Consider the following 24,342-nt stretch of genomic DNA (forward strand, 5'->3'; position numbering starts at 1 on the left):
CGACTAAAGCCGCCGTTCGTTTTTCCTCCCTGCTCTAAAGAGACAGAGCTTCCAAACGTATCGGAGATTTTACGTGACGCTCTGTCAGACAGCATACCCGCGATTTCCCACTCCTGTCGTCGGCAGTGAAAAGTGAACAGTGAAAAGTTCCCGATTCCCGATTCCCGACTCCCCTCATTTCCCCGCCGAAAACTCCGAGATATCCAAATGAGCGATCGCCTCAAAAAACTCGAACAGCCGCCCGGAAATCTCCGCCACACCGCCTTCGACATTCGATTCGATATTCAGCGGCAAAACGGGGTCGTGCAGCGACAGCCGCAGCAAAAACCACCCGTCCTCCGCCGGCGACTTGCACGCCACCCGCACCCCCTCGTAATTCTTGGGGACGATTTCCCAATCTTCCTGTTGGGAAACGAACTGTTTCAGGTCGTCGATGATTTGATTGCCGTAGGATTTGAAGTCGTCCGCCAAAATCTTGATGCGAATTTCCCGACTCTCCTCCGGTTCCCGCAAATTGGCGATCAAATCGGTCAAAGATTTGCCCTCTCGGTGGGTTTTCGCCAACTCGATCAATAACTTACTCACCAAATAGGCGCCGTCGTCCAAGAAGTAGTTTTCCTTCATGGCGCCGTGGCCGGAGGTTTCGATCGCCAGCCCGGATTCCTGTCCGCTTTCGTTCAATTTTATCGCTTCGTTGATCACATTTTTGTAACCCCGTTTGAAGCGGTGGTGCACTCCCTTCAATTCCCCTTCGATAAACTGGGTCAAACCGTCGGAGGTGATGGAGTCCGTGACAATCGTCGAACCCGGATGTTCCTGCAAGACGATCGCGGAAATTAACGCGATCAAACGATTTCGGTTGAGTTCCTTGCCATCTTTATCCACCGCCGCGCCGCGATCGACGTCCGTATCGAAAATAATACCAAAATCCGCCTGATTCTCAACTACCGCCTTGCAAATCGACTCCATCGCTGCCCCATTTTCCGGGTTGGGGACGTGGTTCGGAAACGTGCCGTCCGGTTCCAAAAATTGGCTTCCCGAAATATCCGCCCCCAGCGGTTTCAACACCTTTTCCGCGTAGAATCCCCCCGCACCGTTGCCGGCATCGACGATAATTTTTAATCCTTTTAAAGGCTTGTCAAAATCTTCGGGATGGTTCGCCCCTTTCCGAATGGTATTCACTAACCCTTCTGCATAGACGGAGATAAAATCATGTTGGGTGATGCTTCCCGGGGAATCGGAGGTGTTGAAATCGTTCTTTTCCGCCAATTCTAAAATATCGGAAATATTCCCCTTATCCAAGCCCCCATCGGCCGTAAAAAACTTCAAGCCGTTGCGGTTGAAAGGCAGGTGGCTGGCCGTCAACATGATCGCCCCGTCGCACTCCCATCCCGGCGTGACGGTACTCACGAACATGGCGGGAGTGGAGGCGATCGCAAAATCGTAAACCCGACACCCCGTCGAGGCGATTCCTTCCATCGTCGCCGCCATCAATTCGGGGCCGGAAATGCGGCTGTCCCGCCCCACGGCAACGGTCAATTCTGCGGGCGATCGCTTCAATTTTTCCGCCAACCAAGTGACGAATGCCTTGCCCAAAATCCCCGCAATTTCGGGAGTCAAATTGACGGGTTCATTCTCGACCCCTTCGAGGGCGACACCCCGGATATCGGAACCGTTTTGCAGTTTTTTCCAGTCTAACTCGGTGATTTGAATGGTCATCAACTTTTCCCCGGCTGCGATCGAGTGGTTATAGGTTATCATAGATAGATATCAGTATTCGGCGATCGGCCGTCAGCCCCGCCATATTTAAGGATAATTTAAGATTGTGTCGCGACAGTATGATATCAGATCCGGTTATTAACCGGATCGACTCCCTTAAGAGAGGCAATAGGCAATAGGCAACAGGCAATAGTTCGGGAAAAAGGAACGGGAAAACTCGACTCCCGACTCCCGACTCCCGACTCCCCATTCCCTAATTCTCGACTCCCGACTCCCGACTCCCGACTTTAAGATGAACCGACGCGGACGGGAAACAGTTTTTCGATCGCGCGGGTTCCCAACAATCCCAAACTGCTGAATCCCAACCCCAAAACCAGAATAGTGAGTTCGACGCTATCGAACCACATCGCCTGCGGTTGAATGAGGCTGATTCCCAACCCGGACAAAGCCGCCAAACTGCCGATCGCAAACCCGAATCGGACGCTCGTTGGCGACACGATAAACCCTTTAAAATCCGACAAAAAATAGGCGATCAAGGGAACCCACAACACCGAGGCATAGGCGGCGTAGAAGCACAAAATCAAGCCGACGATCTCCCCACCTCTGAGGGCGATGCCGAACGCCAACAGGGCGTTGAGCGATGTTACGAAGACGCGGTTGGTAAACCGATTTTCCACGAGTTCCAAATCCAGCACCGTTTTGGTTTGGATGCGGAGGATATTGCTGCCAATTCCCAAAGCCGGAACCGCCAAAATTAAAATCAATATAATACCGATCGCGGGGTGAGTCCGATTCCCCACCCAAAACAGGACGTAGGGAATTAAAGACTTTCCGTCGATCGCCCCCGGCAGGACTCCAGAACGTTGTGCCGCGATCGCTACCGCCCCCGGTAAAAACGCCAAAATCATCAGGCAAATGCCGGCGACGATACATCCCCAGCGGGCGATTTTAATACTTTTCGCCCGGACGACAAACTGCTGGCATTTCATATCGATCGCCACCAATAAAACGGTGGAAATCATCACTCCCAAGGTACCCCGGACATCCATCGCCCCGACTTCTGGCACAAAATTTTGGACGGTTTCAAAATAAGAAATACCGCCGTCTATTTGCCACAAACAATAGGCGAGGGCGAGGATATTAGAAAGGAGCAAAACCCGAAAGATTAAACTCGCCCGTTCGACGGGAAGAAGGGAAATCAAACAAAATGAAATAGCCAAAAAAATGAGACTCGTAAGGGTCGGAATTCCGGCGACGTTGAGGATGGCGGCGGCCGCGATCAACTGGACGGCGGCGATGCCGATCAATGAAGTCCAGGACATCAAACCGACGCCGATTTTGACGGGTTTGCCGTAGCGATCGCCGAGTAAAGTCCAAATTTGCTCGACTTCCACCCAGTAGAATTTGGCGAGAAACGCCAGGGCGATTGTCCCCAGTCCGATGGCGATCGCGTAGAGACTCCCCGCCGCCCCGTTCAAAAACGATTTTTCTGCCGTCCCCAGGATAAACCCCAAGCCGTAGTGGGCGGATACCAGTAAAGTGGCGAGGGAAACAAGTCCCAACTGTCGCTGTTCTTTCACCGCAGTGATCCCAACTTCAAGGATTACACCTCGCATGGTAAGGATTTTTTCGGGTTTTGGCAAATTAGAAAAAAATCGCGATCGGTTGTATCAATCCGTACAGAAAATTTGGCAAGTCGGAAAGTATTAAAAACACCAATTTCAATCTTTGCAGCCGTCCCACAAACTGGCCTCATGGGGGACAGTCTCTGCGGTGACGCTCAAATCCACCGGATTCAGGATGGGGATCGATGCCAGGGCCAGGGAACCGACGACGACGACCAGCACCATCCCCAGCAGATCTTCGTTGGGGGATATCCTTTCCAGGCGTTTGGAATATTCTCGAATGTTCATATTGATACTCCCGGTGTTCCGGACTACCGATACCAATTTTGTATCAAAAAATACAGACAAATCAATCTGTAACAAGAATTACAGAATTGGAGCGATCGCGGGTTCGGGGTGACGAAATCGCCCATCAAGTCCCGATCGCGAAGCAATCGCGACCTTTCTGTTTGGCTTGGTAGAGGGCGACATCGGCGGCGTGGAGGAGCCGGTCTGGGGAACTTTCCGGGGTGGGAATCAAGCTGAAAATACCCTGGCTGACCGTGAGGCGATCGCTGACGCCGGACGTCTCGTGGGGAATTTCGAGAGCCGCGATCGCGTCCTGGATGCGGCGAGCCACCTCCACAGCTCCCTGAGTATCGGTATTCGACAGGATGACGGCAAATTCCTCCCCCCCGTAGCGGGCCACCAAATCGGTTGGGCGCATCGCCGAGCGATCGAGGGCCCGGGCCACCTGAATCAGACAGTCGTCCCCCGCCAGATGTCCGTACTGGTCGTTGTAGTTTTTGAAATAGTCCACATCGCACAAAATGACCGCGAGCGGCGACCGTTCCCGCCGCATCCGCCGCCACTCCCGCCCCAAAACCTCGTCGAAATGGCGGCGGTTGGCGACCTGCGTCAGTCCGTCCAACCGGGCCAGCCGTTCCAGTTCCCGGTTCGCCTGTTGGAGCTGTTGGTAGAGGCGGGCCTGCTGGAGGGGAAAACTCAGTTGTGCGGCCACGGCCCGCACCAATTCCAAAGTCCGCGGCTGGCAGGGAATAGCCCGGGTATTGTAAAACACCAGAACCGCCGACACCTCGTCCCCCAGCAAAATCGGGACACCGAACATAGCCTTCAAACCCGCCCGCTCCGCAATGGGGGCGCGATCATAAATATCGGGGGAACAGGTCGAACAATCTTCGATCCATTCCGGTTGTCGGGAGAGCCAGACCCGGCCGGCAATCCCCCGTCCGGGGGCGAAAGTGCGCCGGCTCGAATCCCGTTGAAAGGCGGCAAATCGGGCGTCCGTGCCCTGGGGGTTGGCGATATATTCCAACACCTGGCACTCGGAGTCCGGCTGCCAAGCTTCCCCATATTCCCAGAGGATATTTTCGCAGACCGCATCCAGAACCGCCGCGATCGCCACCCGAAAATCCGGCGCGCGGCCGATCGCCCAAGTCGCCCTCAGCAGCAGGCGAGTTTCCCGGGCCGAGAGTTGCAACTCTCGATTTTGCTCGGCGAGGGTTTGATTGGTTTCTTGCAGTTGTTTTTGCAGGGAATGGAGGGCGAGTTGATTGCGGATGCGGGCGAGCACCTCTTCCATCTGAAACGGCTTCGTGATGTAGTCCGCCCCCCCCACCTCGAACGCCTTCGCCTTGTCCAACCCCTCATCCAAAGCGCTCAAAAAAATAACCGGAACGTTCCCCATTTCCGGGTCGGCTTTGATTTGCCGGCACACCTGGTAGCCGTCCATCTCCGGCATCATGATATCCAGGAGGATCAAATCCGGCGCAAAGCGCGTCAGGCTGCGGAGCGCCAACTTGCCGCTGGGGGCAAGGCGGACATCGTAGCCCTGTTTTCGCAGCAGATCTTGAAGCAGGCGCAGGTTGTTGGGAATGTCGTCAACGACGAGAATAGTTGAGGGAGTCGGAGGCTCATTCGGAAGGTTCATAATTCAAATCAGTTTGTTCTTCTAGCATCTGCCAAATCTGTTCGTAATCAAAGTTCTCCGCACAGTGCCGGAGCGCGATCGCCAACTCCGAGCGTTCCGGGGGAATTTCCCCCACCAGTCGCCGTATTTCCGTCTCGTTGAGCGTCATGACCGCATCGGCCAGGGCCGTGCGCCAGCCGGCGGACATTTGAGCCAATTGTTCGGCGACCCGAGCCACATCCGGGGGTTCGGACTCGACCACCGCCGCCACCTCGGCATCCGTGTAGCGGACGCCCAAGTAATCGGACATACAGGCGAGCAGGGTGGACATTTGGATCGGTTTGTAGAGAAAATCGTCGCAGCCCGCCTCGATCGCCAAAATCCGCTCCTCTTCAAAGGCGCTGGCGGTCAAAGCGACAATAATCGTCCGCTCCGGAGCGTCCCCGGACGGCGGTGCGGAGCGCTCCAATTTTCGGATCGTCCGGGTCGCCTCGTAGCCGTCCGCCCGGGGCATCCTCAGATCCATCCAAATCAGGTGGGGGCGAAACGACTGCCACACCGCGATCGCCTCCAGGCCGTCCCGAGCCTCCCGCAGCTCCACCCCCAGAGGGGAGAGCATCTGTTGGAGCAGTTGGCGGTTGTAAACCTTATCTTCCACGATCAGAATGCGGGGGCGGGTGTCCCCGTGGAGGGGCGGCGGGGCATCCGGGGGGAGGGCGATCGCTTCTTTTTGGGGGGGAGGCTCGGGTTCGGCCGACTCCGCCGGCATCACATCCAACTCGAATTCAAACGCCGTCCCCTGCCCCACTTCCGAGCGGATCTCCAGCCGAGCTCCGAGCAGGTGCAGGTATTTTTGACAGATCGACAACCCCAACCCCGTCCCCTCCTGGGATTCCCGACCCGCCCGAGCCTGAAAAAACGGCTCGCAGAGCTGCGAAACTTCCTCCGGGGTCATCCCCACCCCGGTGTCAGCCACCCCCAGGCGCAGGCGGCAGGTCGCTCCGGAGTCCGATGGAGAGACGCGAGACGCCCGCAACTCCACCCGGCCCCGGTCGGTGAACTTGATGGCGTTGCCCAGGAGGTTGATCAGGATCTGTCGCAATTTGAGGCGATCGCCGCGGATGAATTGCGGCACGTCCGGGGAGCGGACACAATTCAAATGGAGGTTTTTTTGGCTGGCCTTGAGACCGAACAGATCCCGAAGTTCGTCCATCATCCGCCACAGGTCGAAGGCCTCCTCGGCGATCGTCACCCGCCCCGCTTCAATTTTAGACAGGTCGAGGATGTCGTTGATCAGACTCAGCAAATGTTCGCCACTGCGCTGGATGATGCGGAGGTTGTTGTGCTGGCCGGCGGTGAGGTTGTCGGCGTGGCCGAGGATTTGGGCGAATCCCAGCACCGCATTCAACGGCGTCCGCAGCTCGTGGCTCATGTTCGCCAAAAAGGTACTTTTCGCCTGACTCGCCAACTCCGCCCTTTCCTTGGCCCGCAGCAACTCCTGGGCCGCCCGCTTGCGATCGCTCACGTCCAAAACCACCCCGTGCCAGACGACATCGCCATTTTCCCGGCGCTCCGGCCGGGAATTGCCCAAAATCCAGCGGGTTTCCCCCGAGGGGAGGACGTGGCGCCACTCGTGGGAAAAGGGGGTCAGGTCGGCCATGCTGGCGACGACTTTCCGGTAGTAGTCCTCGCGGTCGTCCGGGTGGATTTGGTTCGACAGCAGGTTCGGATCGGCCAACACCTGTTCCGGCTCCACCCCGAACAGTTCCCGAGAGCCCTCGCTCATGTATTCAAACCAAAACCTGTCCGGACAGCGGGCGACGTAGCTGTAAATGGCGCCGGGGATGTTCGTCGCCAGACTTTCCAGGCGGGCCTGGGAGCGTTTGAGGGCCTGTTGAGCCCGGCGGCGATCGCTGATGTCCACCACGATCGCCAGGTCGGAAATCGGCCGGCCCTCGGCATTGAAAATCAGGGACAGGCTCACCTGGGTCCAGACCGGCGTCCGGTCCTTGCGGATGTAGCGCTTCTCGATGCACAGGGACGGGATCTGTTGGTGGTAGAGTCTGGCCATCAGCCCGTCGTAGCGTTCCACGTCCTCCGGGTGCGTCACCTCCCGGTAGGTTTTCCGGTACAGTTCCGCCTCGGTGTAGCCCAACAACTCGCAAAAATGCCGGTTCGCCCGGATGAATAAACCGGAGTCAAAGTCCGCCTGGTTAATGCCCACCGCCGCCTGCTCGAAGATCGCCCGCAGTCGGGTTTCTCGCTCGGCCAGTTGCCGTTCCACCTGTTTGAGGTCGGTGATGTCCATCTCCAGGCCGTCCCAGATCGTCCCCCCGTCCGACCGGCGCCGGGGGACGGCTCGCAACTGAGACCAGCGGATGCTCCCGTCGGGGGTGCGCTTCCGCACCTGCATCGAAAAGCCCGACAGGTCGCGGCAGGAGATTTCCAGGAGGCGATCGTATCGCCGCCGGTCCTCCTCCACGATCAAATCGTACAAAATCCTCGGGTCGTCCATCACGGCCTCCGGCGTCACCCCCACCCAGCGCTCGATTCCCGCGCTGATGTGGGAAAAGTGGAACGAGCCGTCCGGCTCCCGGATCAGTTGGTAAATCACCCCCCGGTCTAGGTTGTCCCCCAGAGTCCGCAGCAGGCTCTCCCGCTCCCAGAGGGCCTCTTCCATTTCCCGCCGTTCCGTGATGTCGTCGAAGGTGCCCAAAATGCCCACCACGTTTCCCGAGGCGTCGTGGAGGGGAATTTTGCTGGTTTCGATCCACCGCAGCAACCCGTCGTGCCGCAGCATCGTCTCCAGGAAACGGTATTCGGGCCGGTCGGAATCCATCACCCGGCGATCGCACTGCCGGTACCAGTCCCCCTCCATCTCCCCCCAGGGCAAATCGTAATCCGTCTTGCCGAGCACATCCCGGGTCGATTCCAACCCGGCAACTTCGGCAAAATTTCGGTTGCACCCCCGATAGATTAAATCCCGATCTTTCCAAAAGATCGCCTGGGGGACGCTGTCCATGATCAGTTGCAGGAACTGCTGGTATTCCCAGAGGGCGGCTTCGGCCCGCTTGCGATCGGTGATGTCCTGGACCGTCCCGAAAATCTGCGCCACCCGCCCCGACGAGTCCCGGGACACTTCCCCCTTCCCCAGGGTGTGGCGCATCTCGCCGTCGGGCCCGAAGATCCGGATCTCGTGTTCGTAGGGTTCGCCTTCGGCGATGCAGCGTCGGACGTTTTCCTCGAAGAGCGGGATATCTTCGGGGTGGGTTTGTTCGAGCAGTTGTTCGTAGGTGGGATGGGCCAGCAGGGGGTCGAGTCCGTAGATGCGAAACACCTCATCGGACCAGGCGATGGTTCGGGAGTCCAGGTCGAAGGACCAGTAACCCAGGTGGGCGATGCGTTCCGCCTCCGCCAGACGGCTTTGGCTCTCCCGCAGAGCCTCCTCCACCGCCACGCGATCGCTGACATCGGTTTGCACGCCGATGAAGTGGGAGACGGCGCCATCTTCGTCGTGGACCGGGGAAATGTTCAGTTCGTTCCAGAAGGGCGTCCCGTCCCGGCGGTAGTTCTGGAGTCGCACCTGGCAGGGTTCCCCTGTATCCAGAGCCGCTCTCAGGGCAGCCAGGGCGGGCTGATCTCGCCGTTTGCCCTGCAGGAAGCGACAGTTTTTCCCCAAAACTTCTTCGCGCTTGTAGCCCGTGATCCGCTCGAACCCCCGGTTGACGTAGACGAGGGGGCGGTCTGGCGCCCCGGCGTCGGCGATCGCGATCCCGTTGGTGGATTCGGCAACGGCCCGCTCCAGAATTCTCAGCCGCCGGGTCGTGGCCTTGTGGTGTTCGACTTCCGCCTGCAATTGCCGTTGCAGCGATCGCAATTTCAGTTGATGTTCGACCCGGGCGATCACTTCCACGATTTCAAAGGGTTTGGTAATGTAGTCCGCCCCCCCGACCGAAAAGGCTTTCACCTTATTTAAGGATTCATGTAAAACGCTGATAAAAATCACGGGAATCTCCCCGGTTTCTCGGTCCGCTTTCAGGCGATCGCACACCTGGTAGCCGTCCATATCCGGCATCATGATATCGAGCAAGATCAGATCCGGCGGGTGAGACCGCGCCAACTCCAGGGCCAGGGCTCCGGAGTTCGCCACCTGCACCGCATATCCCCGCCTCGACAACATTCGAGTCAGCACTCTCAGGTTGGCGGGCGTATCATCGACGACGAGCACATTGGCCGGGGATGAAGCGGGTAACTCTGGATGCATGGCTGGCCTCTCAACAATTAATCATTCATAATTAATCATTAATAATTCTCTATTTTTTCTCCCCCCGATTGCGGATGAATTCCCCCGCGAAAGCCAGCATCCCCGACCCCAAAATTAACAGGACGCTGAGGGCGTTGATGTCCGGTTTCACCCCCGTCCGGATGCGGCTGAAAATTTCCATCGGCAACGTGGTCGCGCCGCTGCCGGCCGTAAAACTGGCAATCAAAAAATCGTCCATGCTCAGGACGAAGGCCAGCAGACACCCCGAAATAATTCCCGGCATCAGTTGGGGCAGGAGCACTTTCACGAACGCCTCCACCGGAGTCGCCCCCAAATCCAGGGCCGCTTCTTCCAAGTTCGGGTCTAAATCGGCGAGGCGGGTAGACACCACCAGGGCGACGTAGGCGAGGCAGAAGACGATGTGGGCGGAAACGATCGTCCAGAGGCTCAGGGGAATCGCCAAAGCCGCCAGAAACACCAGCGTCGAAACGGCGATCGCAATGTCGGGCACGATCAGCGGCAGGTAAGAAACCCCCAAATACAACCCCTTGCCCGGAAACCGAAATCGCGCCAGCCCCACCGCCATCAGCGTCCCCAGCACCGCCGAAATCGCCACCGCCGTCAAACCCACGGCGAGGCTATTTTTGAGGGCGTTGAGAATGCGGGTATCTTGGAACAGCCGGACGTACCACTGCCAGGTGAATCCCTCCCACCCCGCACTGTAGCGGGACTTGTTGAAACTGTAAAACGTCAGGACAAAAATCGGCAGGTACATATAGAAATACATGAAGCCGACAAAGATGACCTGCCAAGAAACCCGAAATTTAGGTTTAGCCTTTTCCATCTCTAAAGGGGCGTCAGAGCGGTGATGTTGGATATCCTGCATGGAATAATTGATAATTGACAATTGAGTTTCTTTCTCCCGACTCCCTAATACCGATTCCCTATTCCCTATTTTGACGGCCGGCCGTCGCCGTAGCGGATCAACAGGGCGATCGCGATGCTGACGCCGAAAATCAGCACCATGCTCAGGGCGGAACCGAAGCCCCAATTTTGGGTCGCCCCCAAAAATTGATTGTAGATGAGGCGGGAAACCGTCATGCTCGACGCGCCGCCGAGCAGTTCCGGATCGACGAAATCCCCCAGGGCGCTGATAAACACCAGCAGCCCCCCCGCCACGATCCCCGCCCTCGCCTGGGGGACGGTAATTTTCCAGAAGGTCGTCGCGGGTTGGGCTCCCAAATCCGCCGAGGCCTCCAGCAGGCGGCGATCGAGTTTTTCCAGGGAGGCGTAGAGCACCGTCACCATGTAGGGCAGGTAGCTGTAAGCCATGCCGATCAACACCGCCGGGGTGCGGTTGAGCAGTTCCAGGGCCGGCAGTCCGACGAAGCCCAAAAACGAGTTGAGGACCCCCGTCGGCCGCAGGATGGTGATCCAGGCGTAGGAGCGCAGCAGGGAAGAGGTCCACAGGGGGAGCACGAACCCCAACAATAAGAGGTTGCGCCAGGGTTTGGGGGCCATCTGGGCGATCCAGTAGGCGACGGGAAATCCCAGCAGCAGACAGAGGACGGTGGTGCCGGTGGCGAAAAAGACCGATCGCCCGATCACCCTCAAATTCACGGGGTCGAACACCCGCAGGTAGTTGGCGATGCCGTCGGGGTTGACCACATCCCCCGGGCGGATGTCGGCCACCAAACTGAGTTGAAAAATCACCAGGGTCGGCAGCACCAGCAGCAGCAGCAGCCACAGTCCGGCCGGCCCGAGAAGGAGCAGCGGCCCCGCCAATTTTGACCACTTTTGGCCGATGCCGGTTTTGGGTTGGGGCGGTGGGGGAGGCGTGAGTGGGGGGGTAGATACAGCCATAGCGTCAGCAACGGTGGAGGTAATGGTCGTCGATGTACCCGCCGCCAGTTAACCGCTGGTGAGACGGGTCCAGTAGCGATCGAACAGGGCGTTGATTTCCGGGGGCAGGGGCGAGAGGGTTTCACTCCGGGCGATCACGCTTTCCGGCGGAAACAGGGCTCGATCGTTGCGGAGTTCTTTGGGGAGTTTGCGGAACGCCACCCGGGAGGGGGTGGCGAAGCTGAGGCGTTCGACAATTTGGGCGGCCACGTCCGGCTGCAGCATGAAGTTGATCCACTGGTAGGCCCCGTCCGGGTTCGGCGCACTTTTGGGAATGACCAGGGTGTCGATCCACAGGGAGGAGCCGCTGTCCGGGGTGATGTAGGCCAGATCCTCATTTTCCGGCATCACTTCGGCCGCGTCGGAGGAGTAGCACATCGCCAGGAGCAGGTCCCCGACGATGATTTGGGGCCGCCATGCGTCGGTGGTGAAGGATGCGATCGCCGGCCGGATTTTCACCAATTCTTCGTAGGCGCGGCGGATGTGTTCGGGATCGGTGCTGTTGTAGGAGTGGCCCAACCGCCGCAAACTGGCTCCCATCACCTCCCGCACGTCGTTGACCAGGGTCATCCGCTTGGCGAGTTGGTCTTGATTCTCCCAAATATAGTCCCAGTCCTCCGGCTCGCTGTCGAGCAATTTGCGGTTGTAAATGAGCCCCGTGGTGCCCCAACTGATGGGGATGCTGTATTTGGAGTCCGGATCGTGGGCCGGGTTTTGGAATTGGGGAAATAGGTCTTCCAAACCGACGAGCAGAGAATGGTCCAATTCGGCCAGCAGCCCCAGTTCCACCATTTTCTGCACCATGTATTCGGAGGGGTAGATGACGCTGTAGGCACCCGCGCCCCCGGCCTGCACCCGCGCCAGCATCGACTCGTTGGAGTCGAACACGTCCGCCACCACCTTCAGGCCCGTTTCTTGGCTGAAGCGGTCCAGGAGGTCGCGATCGGTGTACCCCGCCCAGGTGTAGATGTACAGGGTATCCGAGGACACGCGGCTGCTGGCCTGGGTTTGTACCTCGGCCAGCGTCCACCCGCACCCGGACGCCGAAGATGCGATCGCCCCGGCCGCCGAGGTTTGCAAAAACTGGCGCCGGGTCATTCCCCCGGGAAATCGAACTGGACGGAAATTCTTTGGAGGCACTGTTATCTACCGTTGGCATCCAACCCGCGAACAATTAATCCCATTTTCCCACATTTGCAGCCAATGAATTATCAATTATCAATTATCAATTATCAATTATTTTCAGTTATCGTTCGGGGAGGGCGAGACCATCTTCGGGTTTCCAGCAGATGTAGGTGGGGTCCCAAACCGAGGGAATATCGCCGCCGCCAGGTCCCTGACGCACCATGACGGTTTCTCCCGTCTTCAGTTTCACCACATATTGAATGTGGGTCCCTAGATACATCCGGTCGATCAACTGACCTTCAAAGCTGTTGCACTGGCCGTCCGCCGGATGGGAGGTGAGGGAGATTTTCTCCGGCCGGACGCTGACCACCGCATCGGTCCCGGGTCGGAGTTGGACCGGCGTTCGCGACCCGGTGCCGGCGGCCCGCCGTTTGCCCGGGGCGATGACCAGTTGCAGGCCGGTTTCCGTCACCACTCGCAGGCCGGAGGCGTCGGCCGCTTTCACCCGACCCCGAAATAGGTTGGTATCCCCGATAAAGTCGGCGACAAAGGGCGATCGCGGATATTCGTAAATTTCGTTGGGGGTGCCGATCTGTTCGATGCGGCCTTCGTGCATGACCGCGATGCGATCGGACAGACTCATCGCCTCTTCTTGGTCGTGCGTAACCATAACAAACGTCAAACCCAGGTTGCGGTGCAGGTTGGACAGTTCGATCTGCATCTGTTTCCGCAGCTTCAGATCCAGCGCCCCCAGGGGTTCGTCCAACAGCAGCACCGCCGGACGGTTCACCAGGGCGCGGGCTAGGGCCACCCGCTGCTGCTGCCCGCCGGACATCTGGGCGGGGTAGCGGTTGGCAAACGATTCCATCTTCACCAGTTGCAGGGCTTCGCGCACTTTTTCTTCGATTTCCGCTTTCCCCCGCCGCTTCAGTTTCAACCCGAAGGCGATGTTGTCCCAGACGTTCATGTGGTTGAATAGGGCGTAACTTTGAAAGACGGTGTTGACGGGACGTTGGTAGGGGGGGATCTGGTTCATCGACTGGCCGCGGATGAGCACTTCTCCGGCCGAGGGCATCTCGAATCCGGCGACTAGGCGCAGCGTGGTGGTTTTTCCGCAGCCCGACGGCCCCAAGATGCTGAAAAATTCCCCCCGGCGGACATCGAGATCGACTCCCCGAACTGCCGTTTCGCCGTTGAAGACTTTGAAGACTTTGCGGAGTTCTACATCCAGTCCGGAGTCGCTTTGAACTGCACCCGGGTTTTGCGCTGCGGTTTGTAGCATAGTTGCCTCGCGTGTGAGGAGATGTCCCTCCCTTAGCTTATCTGATGGAATCTGGGCTGACAAGATGATGGGGCGATCGCGAGTCGGGAAAGAAGCTGTCGCCCGCCACGGCAACCGCCGGAACTGCTGGGATCGCGGAAAACCCCGAAATCTACTGAGAGGGGGCGATCGGCCGCAAGCTGACCGCTAAATTGGTGAGGACGAAAAAAAAATTTGTCAACCCCTATTTACAAAACGTAACGCTTCTGTTACATTTATTTACATAGCGGTCAAACAACGGAGCCAAGCACCATGTACACCACCGAGGATAACGGCCTTCTCAACAACTTTGCCAAGGAACCGAAGATGTATTGCGCCGATGCACCTTCGTCTCAGCAACAGCGCAACTATCTCCTCCAAGGTGCGGCGGCTATCCTCCTCCTCGCCTCTGTATTGGTGGTGGCAGTCAGCGTCAGCTAACCCGCGACAGTTTTGTTCTCCCTTCCTGCATGGAAGTCTCCTAATTGATATCTGAGCCGGCGATGCCGGTTTTTTTTTGCTTTTTAAAGTTTTTGTCCACAGATTTCGCAGATGATCGCAGATTATATTTTTCAAGAAACCGGGTTTCTACGAGGGTGTCTCTGTTGTCATGAGAGATGGACAAAGAAACCCGGTTGCTACTTCCCACCCGACAGTCAGTTCGTTCTAGGTGTCGATACCATTTTTAAAATTCAGATCTTGGACGAGCTGTTCTGCATCCTGAGCCGTCGGTATCCTCAAGTTGATGTCAATCACCAATTGATTTTGCTCGATATTTATTTTGGTAATGTTAACAATACTCTTTTCTGGCAATAACTGATTGGCATCTACTGTGGCAGAAGATTGAGTTTTGTAGCCGGCTTCCTCCAGCCATTCCGCAATGTTGCGCCAGTTTTCTACTTTTTCGTTACATTTGTTAACCAAACTTTTAACATATCTATAGATACTGGCGCAGAGATCAGTTTCGACGCCATTGACATTTTTACCTAACTGTTCGGCGATTTCCGACGGACTGTAACTGCACAGGAGTCCCCGCAGGTGGAGCTTTTCGACGGGGGTGAGGCGCTTTCCCTTGGCAGAGGCTAAGTCGGCGTACAGGGTTTCCAAGTCCCAGTGCTGTGCCGCTTGGGAAAACTGCTGGTCAGTCGATGCCATAGCTTTCAGTTCCGACAATTCCTGATGAAATCCTAACACAATTCCTGACGCACATCAAGAAAAAGAAAACCGAAATCGGTTTATCATTAACTGAAAGCGACGCGACATCCCATATTTAAATCGGTAAAAAAACGTCGTTTTACTCCGGAATGGCGCCGGACGCTTTTCCGCGAATTCTTATTTTTAAAGAGGATGCAGCAATGGGGATCAATCTCGGCAAAGGGGAAAGAATTAATCTCTCCAAAGAAGCTCCCGGCATGAAACAAGCCGGCATTGGTTTGGGATGGGATATCAATGCCACGGATACGGGGGCGGAATTTGATTTGGACACTTCGGTTTTCATGCTGGGTTCCAGTGGAAAAATTCCCAATGAGCAATATTTTGTTTTTTACAATAATCAAAAATCGGCGGATGGTGCGGTCGAGCATATGGGAGATAATCGCACTGGACAAGGGTCGGGAGATGATGAGGCCATTCAAATTGATTTGACGCGAGTGGATGCTGCGGTTCGAGAGATGGTTTTTGTCGTGACTATTCACGAAGCCGATGCGAGACGTCAAAATTTCGGACAAGTCAAGAATTCGTTTATCAGAATCTACGACCAAGTTACCGGTCAAGAAGTTGCCAAGTACGAACTGGAAGAGGATTTTTCGCGAGAAACCGCCATCGAATTTGGACGGCTTTATCAGAAAGATGGAGAGTGGAGATTTCAAGCGGTCGGACAAGGCTACAATGCGGGATTGCAAAAATTTGTCGATCAATATGCGTCTTGATGTCTTTTAGATTTTAAGTCGATGATTCGTTCCCGAGTCGCGACTCGGGAACGGGGTTTATCTTTTGGGTTCAGATAGCAGTTCAATTGGGGTCTATTATGGCGATATCACTCGAAAAGATTGAACGGGAAGCTCCCGCGCTGATCGATCTGGCTAAAAAGGCAGATATTTCGATCCAAAAAGCCGATTTGAAAAATCACCGAGCCAAGGTGGCGCTGTGCCTCGACATTTCCGGCTCGATGTCTGGGTTGTATCTGTCAGGAAAAATCCAACGACTCGCGGAAAAAATCCTGGCGTTGGGGTGTCAGTTTGATGATAATGGCGCGATCGACATTTTTTTATTCGGACAGAATCCGCACCAAGTCGGTGCGATGAATTTGGCAAATTTTCAAAATTTCATTGCCGAAGTGCAAGAAAAATATCCCTTGGAAGGGGGGACGTATTACGGCAAGGTGATGAAGAAGATCAGAAGCTTTTACTTTCCTTTGGGGAGGGGTGGAAGTCGAAAATCGCCCGTCTCTTCCAAGCAGCCGGTTTATGTAATGTTTGTGACCGATGGGGCGACCTTTGACGAGTCCGAAACGGAGCAACAAATGCGGTGGTCGTCATTCGAGCCGATTTTTTGGCAATTCATGGCGATCGGCAAGTCTCGCAAGGACGTTCAAGGAGAGGGGTTCTTTGGGTGGCTGGCAAAAACATTTGCCAGCGATTTTACGTTTCTTGAAAATCTCGACGACATGAGCGATCGCCATGTCGATAACGCCGATTTCTTCAGTTTGGAAGATCCGGAAATGATCGACGACGATCGCCTCTATGAATTGCTGATGAACGAATATCCGGGTTGGGTGAAGTCGGCAAAACGAAAACAATTATTGCGCTAATTGTTGGGAATAGCAATGAGCGCTGTTGTCTTGATTTCATGTCCGCTAAAATAGTAGTTTTTATGAAAGCTATTTTTTAAAGAAACCGGGTTTCTACGAGGATGTCTCTGTCGCCATGAGAGATGGACAAAGAAACCCGGTTTCTACTCCCCCACCGGACAATCTCAATATCGCTTGCGGTAGTGCAGCTCGGAAAAAATGATGGTGAAAATCGTGCCGTTGTTTTGTCGCATGGTTATTTCTCCTTCCAGTTGTTCCGTGAGGGTGCAGATGAGTTCCATCCCCAAAGATTCCACATTGTGGAAGTCGAGGTCGGGGGGAAATCCCACGCCGTCATCCTGCACCGTGAGGCCGATTTTGTCATCGGGGAGGCGGTGCAGTTCCAGGCGGACATTGCCGGTTCGGCCGTTTGGAAAAGCGTGTTTGAAGGTATTGGATAACAATTCGTTGACGATCAAACCGCAGGGGTGCGCGGTTTCGATGTTGAGGTCGATCGCCTCCACGTCCAACTCGACGGAGATGCGGTCTTCGGCGACGTTGTAGGACTCGAACAGGTTGTCAACCAAGTTCTCCAAATACTCGCCGAAATCGATGCGATCGAGGTTGGTGGAGCAGTACAGTTTTTCGTGGATGAGCGCCATCGAATAAATGCGATCGCGGCTCTCTTCCAAAACCCGGATCAGGGTTTCATCTTCGAGGTAGTCGCCCTGAAATTCCAGCAAATTGGAAACCACCAACAAGTTATTTTTGACCCGGTGGTGAATTTCCTTGAGCAACACTTCCTTCTCTTGCAGGGAACTGACGAGGCGACTTTCCGCCTGTTTGCGATCGCTGATATCTCGGTACATCCACAGGTGGCCCTGATGGCGATCGCCGATGCCGATGGGGACGTAATCCCACTCCATCGTCCGGCCGTCGGCGAAGCGAATTTCCTCGTTGGTGACGGCTTCTCCGACGCTCAAAATCTCCCGGGACCGGCGCACGAACTCCGTCGGATCGGCGAACAAATCTTGATATTCCCGGGCAAAATTGGAACCATCGTTTCCGAACAATTTTTCCGGCGGTGTCGCCACTCCAAACAGGTCGCAAAACGCCTGGTTAACCAAGACGATACCGTGGATTTCGTCCTCCACCAACACCCCGAATTGCAAGTTTTCAATTAATGTACTCAGCCGGGAAGTCGTCGCCCACAACTGCTCCTCGATGCGTTTGCGGTCAGTGATATCGATGCCGATGGACACCACGGAGCGATCGCGGTCGTACTTTTGAGAAACCAACAAATGGTAGCGGGTTTCTCCGTCCAAATGGGTTTCGATCGTCACCTCGCTGGTTTTCAGTTCCGGCTGGTTGAGGAACTCGCGGACAAATCCGGCGAACCCCCGGGAACTCTCCAAAAATCCCACGTCCCGGCCGACAAAATCCTCCGGAGTCAGGCCGAAGGTGCGGGCGAGTTGTCGGTTCACCCCCTGATAGTAACCTTGGCTGTCGATCCAAGACACGAAACCCGGGACGGCATCCAAAATGGCTTGCAATTGTTCGTTGGTGGCCCGGAGGCGTTCCTCCGCCTGTTTGCGATCGCTGATATCGATCCAGTAGCCGACGATTTCCAGGGGATTTCCCTCGCCGTCCCGGATCAATTTCATCTGGTCGTAAATCCAGCGGTGGGACCCGTCACGGTGCAGGAAACGGTATTCGTGATTGTAATATCCCCGCTCGAACAGGGGGGCCAACCCGACCGCTTGAATGTTCGGCAAATCTTCGGGGTGGATGTGATCCATCCAAAATCCGGGGGCCTTCAATTCCGCGATGTCGTAGCCCAAAATTTGGGTGGCATTATTGCTGACAAATGTAGCTCGGAAGTCCCCCGTCACTTGGAGGCTGTAGAGGATGCCGGGACTCGAAGACAGGAGATATTCCAGCCGTTCTTGACTCACCAACAACGCCCGTTCGGCCCGGGAGCGATCGCGCAATTCCGCCTGTAACCGCTCGTACAATTCCGACTGGTGGATGGCGATCGCCAGTTGTCCGGCCAATTGCTGCAACAGTTCGATTTCCTGGGGTTGCCACTGCCGGGGGCGGGAACACTGGTGGACGATCAGCAACCCCCACAACCCTTGACTTTGGACGATGGGGACGGCAATTTGGGCTTTGATTTCTACCCGTTCCAGGAAGGCTTTCATGCAGGGAGTGACGACTTCCCCATCAACATTATCAACATTGCAAAGTGTATAGGTTTGACCGCGAGTATAGCAGTCGTAACAGTCGGGGGGGAACATCATCTCGGGAAACGCCTCATCTAACATCCGATGACCCTCGGGATCGACCGCTTCAGCCACCGCCGCCCCTGTCAAATCGGACTCGATCCGATACACCAAAACGCGATCAGCATCCAACAGATTTTTCACCTCCGTCACCGTCGTATTTAAAATGGACTCCAAATCCAAAGACTCCCGGATGCGGCGGGTCAGGGTGGCCAGCAATTGTTCCCGTTTGACCTGCTTTTGCAGTTGCTCTTGCACCTGTTTGGAGGCGGTAATGTCGTTCTGAATGCCCAGATAGTGGGTGAGGTTGCCCCGGGAATCGAAAATCGGGGAAATGGTCAGTTCGTTCCAAAACAGACTGCCGTCCCGGCGGTAATTCCGCAGCACCACCGTGCAGCTTTGCCGATTTTTGAGGGCATTTCGGAGGGTTTTGAGAGCGGGTTGGCGGCGGTCTTTCCCCTGTAAGAAACGGCAGTTTTTCCCCAGGACTTCGGCAGCCTTGTAGCCGGTGTTGCGCTCGAAGGCCGGATTGACGAAAATGAGGGGATTGTCGGGGAGGGTGGGGTCGGCGATCGCGATGCCGTTGCTGCTGGCCGCGATCGCCCGCTCGCTCAGTCGCAGCCGCTCCTCCACCCGCTTGCGTTCGGTAATGTCGGCGGCCGCCCCGAGCATCTGTTTGGGGCAACCGTCGGGGGTGCGGGCGAACACCGTATCCCGACTCACCAGCCAGTGCCAGTTTCCCGCCTTGTCCCGCATCCGATATTCGATCTCGAAAATTTCCCCGTCGGCGGCGGTGGCAATTTTTTTGATGTATTCGGGCATTTCTTGAAAGTCGTCCGGGTGCATGAGGCTGGGGAAGAAGCTGTCCCCCATGTTTTGAATTTCGGCGGGGGTGTAGCCTATAAGGTTGCCGATCTGGCCGTTGACGTAAACATTGCGATTTTCGATCAGGTCGTAAATGTAGAGGATGTTGGGACTGGTGTCGGCGATGCGCTCGATGAAGCGGCGGCTCTCTTCCAGGTCGAGTTCGGCCTGCTTGCGATCGCTGATGTCGAAGTTGATGCCGATCATCCGCCGGGGTTCGCCGCCGTCGCCGAGCTGGACGAGGCCGAAGGCTTTCAGGTGGCGGACCGAACCGCTCGGGTGGACGACGCGAAATTCCGTGTCGAATTCCCCGTCCCCTTCCAGGGCTTTTTCGAGGACCGAGATGGCAGTTTGGCGGTCGTCCGGATGCAAGCCGCCGATCCAGGCGTCGTAGGCTCCGCCGAAGTCCGATCGCGCCACCCCGTAGAGTTCATACATCCGGTCGTCCCAGGTCAAAACGTCGTTGACCACATCCCACTCCCAGGTCCCGATCGCCCCGGATTTCAGGGCCAGGGCGAGGCGGTCCGAGAGGTCGCGCAACTGCCCTTCGGTGCGCTTGCGATCGCTGATATCCCGGGCCGCAGCATAGATGCGGTCGCCCACCGGGGTAGACCGCCACTCGATCCAGCGGTAGGACCCGTCTCGACAGCGGTAGCGGTTGACAAAATTGAGGATCGGTTTGTGCTCGGACAGGGTCCCCATCGCCTCCAACGTCGTCGCCACGTCGTCCGGGTGGACCAGATCTAAGAAATGTTGCCCCTCCAACTCGGCGATCGGATATCCCAAGGTGGTTTCCCACTGCCGGTTGAGGCGCAGGAAGCGGCCGTCGAGGTCGGCGATGCACAGCAGGTCCAGGGCGATGGAAAAGAAGCGGTCCAACTCCTCCGTCTTCCGTTCCAGGGCGATGGCCGTCTGTTTGCTCTCGGTGATGTCGAAAATCGCCCCGTCGAGCCAGAGCACGTTTCCGGCGTCGTCGAAAGCCGGCTGACCTTTTTCGTAAACCCAGCGGATGCTTCCGTCGGCGCGGACGATGCGATATTCCAAGATATAAGGGCAGCGGCGGGCGATCGCTTCCCAAACGCCCGCTTCCACCTGTCGCAGGTCTTCTGTGTGGATCGTGCTGGCGTAGGTGCGGACGCGGTTATTGATAAAATCCGAGGCGGGGTGGCCGGAAATGTCCGCGATCGCTTCGCTGATGAATTCCATCGTCCAGTTTTCGTCCCGGGCGCAGCGGTAGATGGCGCCGGGTAAATTCGCCAGCAGGGTGCGGAACCGCCGTTCGCTGGCGGACAGGGTTTCGGCGGCCCGCCGCCCCTCGATCGCCGTCGCCAGGGTGTGGGCGATGCTGCGGAGGAAGTGCAGGTCGTCCGGGCTGAAGGTTTCGGAGTGGCGGGAGTAGGCGGCCACGGTGCCCAAACTTCCGCCCCGGCCGAGAATCGGCAGGCAGACGCCGTAAAATCCCCGCCGGCAGGCGATCGCGTCCGGCGTCGTTTCCCCGTCCCGGCGGTCGCCGGTGATGGAAACTTGCAGATCGACCGGCCCGAAAGCGGGGGTTTGCAGGCCGAGGGTGAGGCGGTTGGGGGACTCCGCGCCCGATTCCAGGATCTTGCAATACTCGACGCCCAGGCCGGAAATCACCATCGTCGCGGCCCGCCGGACGATCGCGCCGATGTCGGGGTCGGAGAGGGCCAGTCGGCCCAATTCGGCGACGATCGCCTGTTGGCGGGCGCGGATGTCTTTGACGGCCTCGACTTGCCGCCGCTCCTCGATTTCTATTCGCAGTTGTCGGTTGCTGTGTTGCAGTTCGGCGGTGCGCCGTTCCACGAGATCTTCCAAGTCCCGGTTGAGCCGTTCCAAGCCGAGTTGGGCCCGGCGGCGATCGCTGATATTGCGGATGATGACGATGGTTTGCCCGTCGAGAAAGGGGACGAACCGGGCTTCGTAATATTCGACGCCGTTTTCGTCTCCCCGGAGGTCGCGACATTCCGGGGTGAGGCAATATTCGACCGCCACCAATCCCCCCGTTTCCCGGACTCGGGCCAGGGCGGTTTCAAATTGGCGGGCCAGGTCGGGGTCGGGCAGGCCGGCGGCGGGGCGGTTGAGGAAGGTTTCCGGCGCCCAGGGGAAGGCGGTGGTCGGGGTGGGTTTGTAGTCCCGGATCATGCCCCGGCCGTCGATGCGGAGGAACAGGTCGGGGACGGCGGCTAAAATGGCTTCGAGTTCGGCATTTTTTTCGTGCAGTTCCCGTTCGGCCCGCTGCTGTCTGACGGCCGCGGTGAGGACGTTGGCGATCGCCTGCAGGAAGTCGATGTCGTTGACGTCGAAGGAGCGGGGGCGATCGGCGTACACCCCCAAAACCCCGAAGGGATCGTCGGGCCGGCCGACGGGGAGGGCGACGCCGGAGATGATGCCGGCATCGCGCAGCTCCTTCGAGCCCCGAAATCGGGTTTCGACCCGCAGGTCGTCCACCGTCACGGGCACTCCGGCCGCGAGGGTATAGCCGGCGTAGGTGTCGGGATCGGCCGGGAGGGTGGCGGCGTTGAGCCGGTCTTCGGGCCACCCCACCCCCGCCCTCAGAAAAAGGGTGCCGCCGTCGGGGAGCCGTTCCAATAGGGCCACATATTTGATTTTGAGGGTGTCGGCCGCGATTTCGGCGGCCTGCCGCAGCAGGGGGTCGAGGTCGGTTTGGGTGAGGGCGGCGCGGCTCAGTCGGGCGATCGCGGCCTGTTGGGACGCCCGGGCGGAACTGATTTCTTCGAGGCACCGGCGTTTCACGCTCTCGGTGCGGGCCTGTTGGAGGAGGGTGGCCTGTCCGATGGCGATCGCGACTTGGGCGGCGAGTTGTCCGAGCAGCTCCCGTTCCCACGCCCGCCACGGCCGGGGACTTTGGCAGTGTTGGACCGCCAACAACCCCCACAACTGCGGCGATTCCGAGGTTTCGGAGGCGAGGAAAATGGGGACGACCAGGTTGGCCCTCACCCCGATCTCTCGCAACAAGTCCCGGTGACAGGGGGTGAGGGAGGCCGTCTCGATATCCGTGATCGCCTGGATGCGCCCGTTTTTGTAACGTTCGGCGAATTCGGCTTCAAAGTGGGGGTCGCAGATCTTCTGCCCGAGGATGGATTCGCACCCCTTGGCAACGGATTCGGCGACGACGAACCCCCCGGAGTGGGGGTCGAGGCGGTAGATGATGGCGCGATCGCACTCGAGCAGGGGGCGGATTTCGGAGACGGCGGTGTTGAGGATTTGGTTGAGGTCGAGGGTCTGCCGGATTTTGTGGGAGAGTTCGGCCAGCAGGCGGACGCCCCGGCGGGATGCGGGTTGGCGGCGACGCAGGTCGCGTTTTTCTTGCTCTAGGCGATCGATGCGAGACTGTAGGTTTTCCACCACGGCGTACCAGTCGCCCGGATCGTCGGGCGAGAGCTCCGAAGCGGGGGCGAACAGGCCGCAAAATTCCCCCCGCTCCCCGGTGACGATCAGGGTCTCGCTTCCCTCCCGTTCCATCCGCCCCCGCGCCTCCCAGAGGCTGGCCGTCCGGGGGATGCAGGGGGGGGGCGATCGCATGAGAGTGCCGGCATTTCCCCCCCCGAAGCCGTCCCGAATCAGCGCGGGCACCAGGTCGGTTTCGGTCACCAGGCCGACGGGGGTGGGTTCTGAGGGATGCCCGGACGGTTCGACGACCGCCACCGCCCCGAGGCGGCGCTCTACGAACAACCGCGCCAAGTCCGGCAGCGATGGGGTCAGGGAAACGGCTAACGGGTTCTTCTCCATGCGATCGCCGACGCGACAGCGTTTGAGGTGGCGCTCGGACGGTTTCAGGAGCGAGTGCAGCCGTTCCCGGGTGACGACGCCCACCACCGCTTCCGTTTCGTCGAGAATCGGCAGGCGATCGACCCCCCACTCCCGCAACGCCGAGAGCAGGGTGAGGGGATTTTCCACCTCCCGCCGGTGCAGGGTTCGCGGATCGGACTCCATCGCGTCGCCGGCGGTCAGGCCGTCGAGTCCCCCGCCGGCCAGGGCGAGGCGGAGCAGATCTCGCCCGCTCAGAATGCCGAGCAATTGATTCTCGCGGACGACCAAAGCGTAGGGCGTTCCGACACCTCCCGTGCCCCGAGTCGGCCCGGATACGTCCCGTTCCCGAGTCGGCCGATACATCCGATCCGCCACATCCGGCACGGGGAGATCGGGTGTTACAGTAAGAAAGGGAAGCTCCATCGCCTTTTCTAGCAGGGGCGAGTCAAAGTTTGTCGTGTTGGATTTCATGGGTATTGGGATGAACCGGGAGCATGATAATCTTGGGTTCGGATTAATTTGATCTTAGCCCTGAAGCTCGGAATCAGTCCGCCTCTGTTGTCTCACAAGGAACGACCCCCCTGAAACTTTTGGTCGGCGAGTTGAGAACCCTCGGAGATCAACACCCCATCCGGCATGATGTCTGGAGCCGGATTTTTCGCTCGCAAACACCCGGCTCGGGAGCATATCCGTTGTGACATTCAACTTTAAATGGATTGATGATTCTCCAAAACATTGATGGTTTCGCCAGTGCAGTTCGGGCTGAACTTGC

General features: G+C 57.6%; 14 protein-coding genes. 3 read left to right on the plus strand and 11 right to left on the minus strand.

Features of this window, described 5'->3' with window-relative positions; translation table 11 throughout:
- Window positions 1–174 precede the first annotated feature (174 nt).
- The 9 genes from LKE08_RS07110 to LKE08_RS07150 form a co-directional block, all read right to left on the minus strand.
- Entirely contained in the window at window positions 175–1,719 is a 1,545-nt protein-coding gene (locus LKE08_RS07110) for a phosphomannomutase/phosphoglucomutase (RefSeq protein ID WP_324703558.1), read from the minus strand.
- 287 nt (window positions 1,720–2,006) lie between these two features.
- Window positions 2,007–3,299 carry a hypothetical protein gene (locus LKE08_RS07115; protein ID WP_324703513.1) on the minus strand — a complete coding sequence of 431 codons (1,293 nt, stop codon included), beginning with the start codon at window positions 3,297–3,299 and terminating at the stop codon, window positions 2,007–2,009.
- A gap of 141 nt (window positions 3,300–3,440) precedes the next feature.
- The gene (locus LKE08_RS07120; RefSeq protein WP_324703514.1) at window positions 3,441–3,632 is read right to left on the minus strand and encodes a hypothetical protein; all 192 of its coding nucleotides are present in this window, start codon (window positions 3,630–3,632) and stop codon (window positions 3,441–3,443) included.
- A 124-nt stretch (window positions 3,633–3,756) separates the two neighbouring features.
- Window positions 3,757–5,274 (minus strand): diguanylate cyclase domain-containing protein, encoded by a 1,518-nt coding sequence (locus tag LKE08_RS07125; protein ID WP_324703515.1) that lies wholly within the window; start codon window positions 5,272–5,274, stop codon window positions 3,757–3,759.
- Window positions 5,258–9,517: a PAS domain S-box protein gene (locus tag LKE08_RS07130; RefSeq protein WP_324703516.1), complete on the minus strand. Its 4,260-nt coding sequence runs from the start codon at window positions 9,515–9,517 to the stop codon at window positions 5,258–5,260. The genes LKE08_RS07125 and LKE08_RS07130 overlap by 17 nt, the downstream gene beginning before the upstream one ends.
- A 49-nt stretch (window positions 9,518–9,566) precedes the next feature.
- Complete coding sequence (locus tag LKE08_RS07135; RefSeq protein ID WP_324703559.1) at window positions 9,567–10,403, minus strand: ABC transporter permease; 837 nt, start codon at window positions 10,401–10,403, stop codon at window positions 9,567–9,569.
- Window positions 10,404–10,468: 65 nt separating this feature from the next.
- Window positions 10,469–11,380, minus strand: coding sequence for an ABC transporter permease (locus LKE08_RS07140; RefSeq protein ID WP_324703517.1), 912 nt, complete (start codon window positions 11,378–11,380; stop codon window positions 10,469–10,471).
- A gap of 48 nt (window positions 11,381–11,428) precedes the next feature.
- A complete protein-coding gene (locus tag LKE08_RS07145) occupies window positions 11,429–12,517 on the minus strand; it encodes a spermidine/putrescine ABC transporter substrate-binding protein (RefSeq protein WP_324703518.1) in 1,089 nt (362 codons plus the stop codon).
- 148 nt (window positions 12,518–12,665) lie between these two features.
- Window positions 12,666–13,826: an ABC transporter ATP-binding protein gene (locus LKE08_RS07150; protein WP_324703519.1), complete on the minus strand. Its 1,161-nt coding sequence runs from the start codon at window positions 13,824–13,826 to the stop codon at window positions 12,666–12,668.
- 291 nt (window positions 13,827–14,117) lie between these two features.
- Here LKE08_RS07150 and psb34 point away from each other — a divergent pair, with 291 nt between their 5' ends.
- The gene (psb34, locus tag LKE08_RS07155) at window positions 14,118–14,285 is read left to right on the plus strand and encodes a photosystem II assembly protein Psb34 (RefSeq protein WP_324703520.1); all 168 of its coding nucleotides are present in this window, start codon (window positions 14,118–14,120) and stop codon (window positions 14,283–14,285) included.
- A gap of 225 nt (window positions 14,286–14,510) precedes the next feature.
- Here the strand turns inward: psb34 and LKE08_RS07160 are convergent, their stop codons facing one another.
- Window positions 14,511–14,999, minus strand: coding sequence for a helix-turn-helix domain-containing protein (locus LKE08_RS07160; RefSeq protein WP_324703521.1), 489 nt, complete (start codon window positions 14,997–14,999; stop codon window positions 14,511–14,513).
- A gap of 200 nt (window positions 15,000–15,199) precedes the next feature.
- Here LKE08_RS07160 and LKE08_RS07165 point away from each other — a divergent pair, with 200 nt between their 5' ends.
- Together LKE08_RS07165 and LKE08_RS07170 are read left to right on the plus strand one after the other, a co-directional pair.
- The gene (locus LKE08_RS07165; RefSeq protein ID WP_324703560.1) at window positions 15,200–15,772 is read left to right on the plus strand and encodes a TerD family protein; all 573 of its coding nucleotides are present in this window, start codon (window positions 15,200–15,202) and stop codon (window positions 15,770–15,772) included.
- A 98-nt stretch (window positions 15,773–15,870) separates the two neighbouring features.
- Window positions 15,871–16,653 (plus strand): VWA domain-containing protein, encoded by a 783-nt coding sequence (locus LKE08_RS07170; RefSeq protein ID WP_324703522.1) that lies wholly within the window; start codon window positions 15,871–15,873, stop codon window positions 16,651–16,653.
- Between the two features lie 164 nt (window positions 16,654–16,817).
- On the opposite strand, the gene LKE08_RS07175 is transcribed toward LKE08_RS07170, so the two are convergent.
- Window positions 16,818–24,041: a PAS domain S-box protein gene (locus LKE08_RS07175; protein WP_324703523.1), complete on the minus strand. Its 7,224-nt coding sequence runs from the start codon at window positions 24,039–24,041 to the stop codon at window positions 16,818–16,820.
- Between the last annotated feature and the right edge of the window lie 301 nt (window positions 24,042–24,342).

It is taken from the genome of Lyngbya sp. CCY1209 (assembly GCF_035615495.1).
Classification (GTDB): Bacteria; Cyanobacteriota; Cyanobacteriia; order Cyanobacteriales; family Microcoleaceae; genus Limnospira.

What these genes read in the sequence shown, in the direction of transcription:
- LKE08_RS07125 (WP_324703515.1), bottom strand. Translation starts at nt 5,274, where the DNA reads ATGAACCTTCCGAATGAGCCTCCGACTCCCTCAACTATTCTCGTCGTT.
- LKE08_RS07160 (WP_324703521.1), bottom strand. Translation starts at nt 14,999, where the DNA reads ATGGCATCGACTGACCAGCAGTTTTCCCAAGCGGCACAGCACTGGGAC.
- LKE08_RS07170 (WP_324703522.1), top strand. Translation starts at nt 15,871, where the DNA reads ATGGCGATATCACTCGAAAAGATTGAACGGGAAGCTCCCGCGCTGATC.
- LKE08_RS07165 (WP_324703560.1), top strand. Translation starts at nt 15,200, where the DNA reads ATGGGGATCAATCTCGGCAAAGGGGAAAGAATTAATCTCTCCAAAGAA.
- LKE08_RS07175 (WP_324703523.1), bottom strand. Translation starts at nt 24,041, where the DNA reads ATGAAATCCAACACGACAAACTTTGACTCGCCCCTGCTAGAAAAGGCG.
- LKE08_RS07140 (WP_324703517.1), bottom strand. Translation starts at nt 11,380, where the DNA reads ATGGCTGTATCTACCCCCCCACTCACGCCTCCCCCACCGCCCCAACCC.
- LKE08_RS07120 (WP_324703514.1), bottom strand. Translation starts at nt 3,632, where the DNA reads ATGAACATTCGAGAATATTCCAAACGCCTGGAAAGGATATCCCCCAAC.
- LKE08_RS07110 (WP_324703558.1), bottom strand. Translation starts at nt 1,719, where the DNA reads ATGACCATTCAAATCACCGAGTTAGACTGGAAAAAACTGCAAAACGGT.
- LKE08_RS07150 (WP_324703519.1), bottom strand. Translation starts at nt 13,826, where the DNA reads ATGCTACAAACCGCAGCGCAAAACCCGGGTGCAGTTCAAAGCGACTCC.
- LKE08_RS07135 (WP_324703559.1), bottom strand. Translation starts at nt 10,403, where the DNA reads ATGCAGGATATCCAACATCACCGCTCTGACGCCCCTTTAGAGATGGAA.
- LKE08_RS07145 (WP_324703518.1), bottom strand. Translation starts at nt 12,517, where the DNA reads ATGACCCGGCGCCAGTTTTTGCAAACCTCGGCGGCCGGGGCGATCGCA.
- LKE08_RS07130 (WP_324703516.1), bottom strand. Translation starts at nt 9,517, where the DNA reads ATGCATCCAGAGTTACCCGCTTCATCCCCGGCCAATGTGCTCGTCGTC.
- psb34 (WP_324703520.1), top strand. Translation starts at nt 14,118, where the DNA reads ATGTACACCACCGAGGATAACGGCCTTCTCAACAACTTTGCCAAGGAA.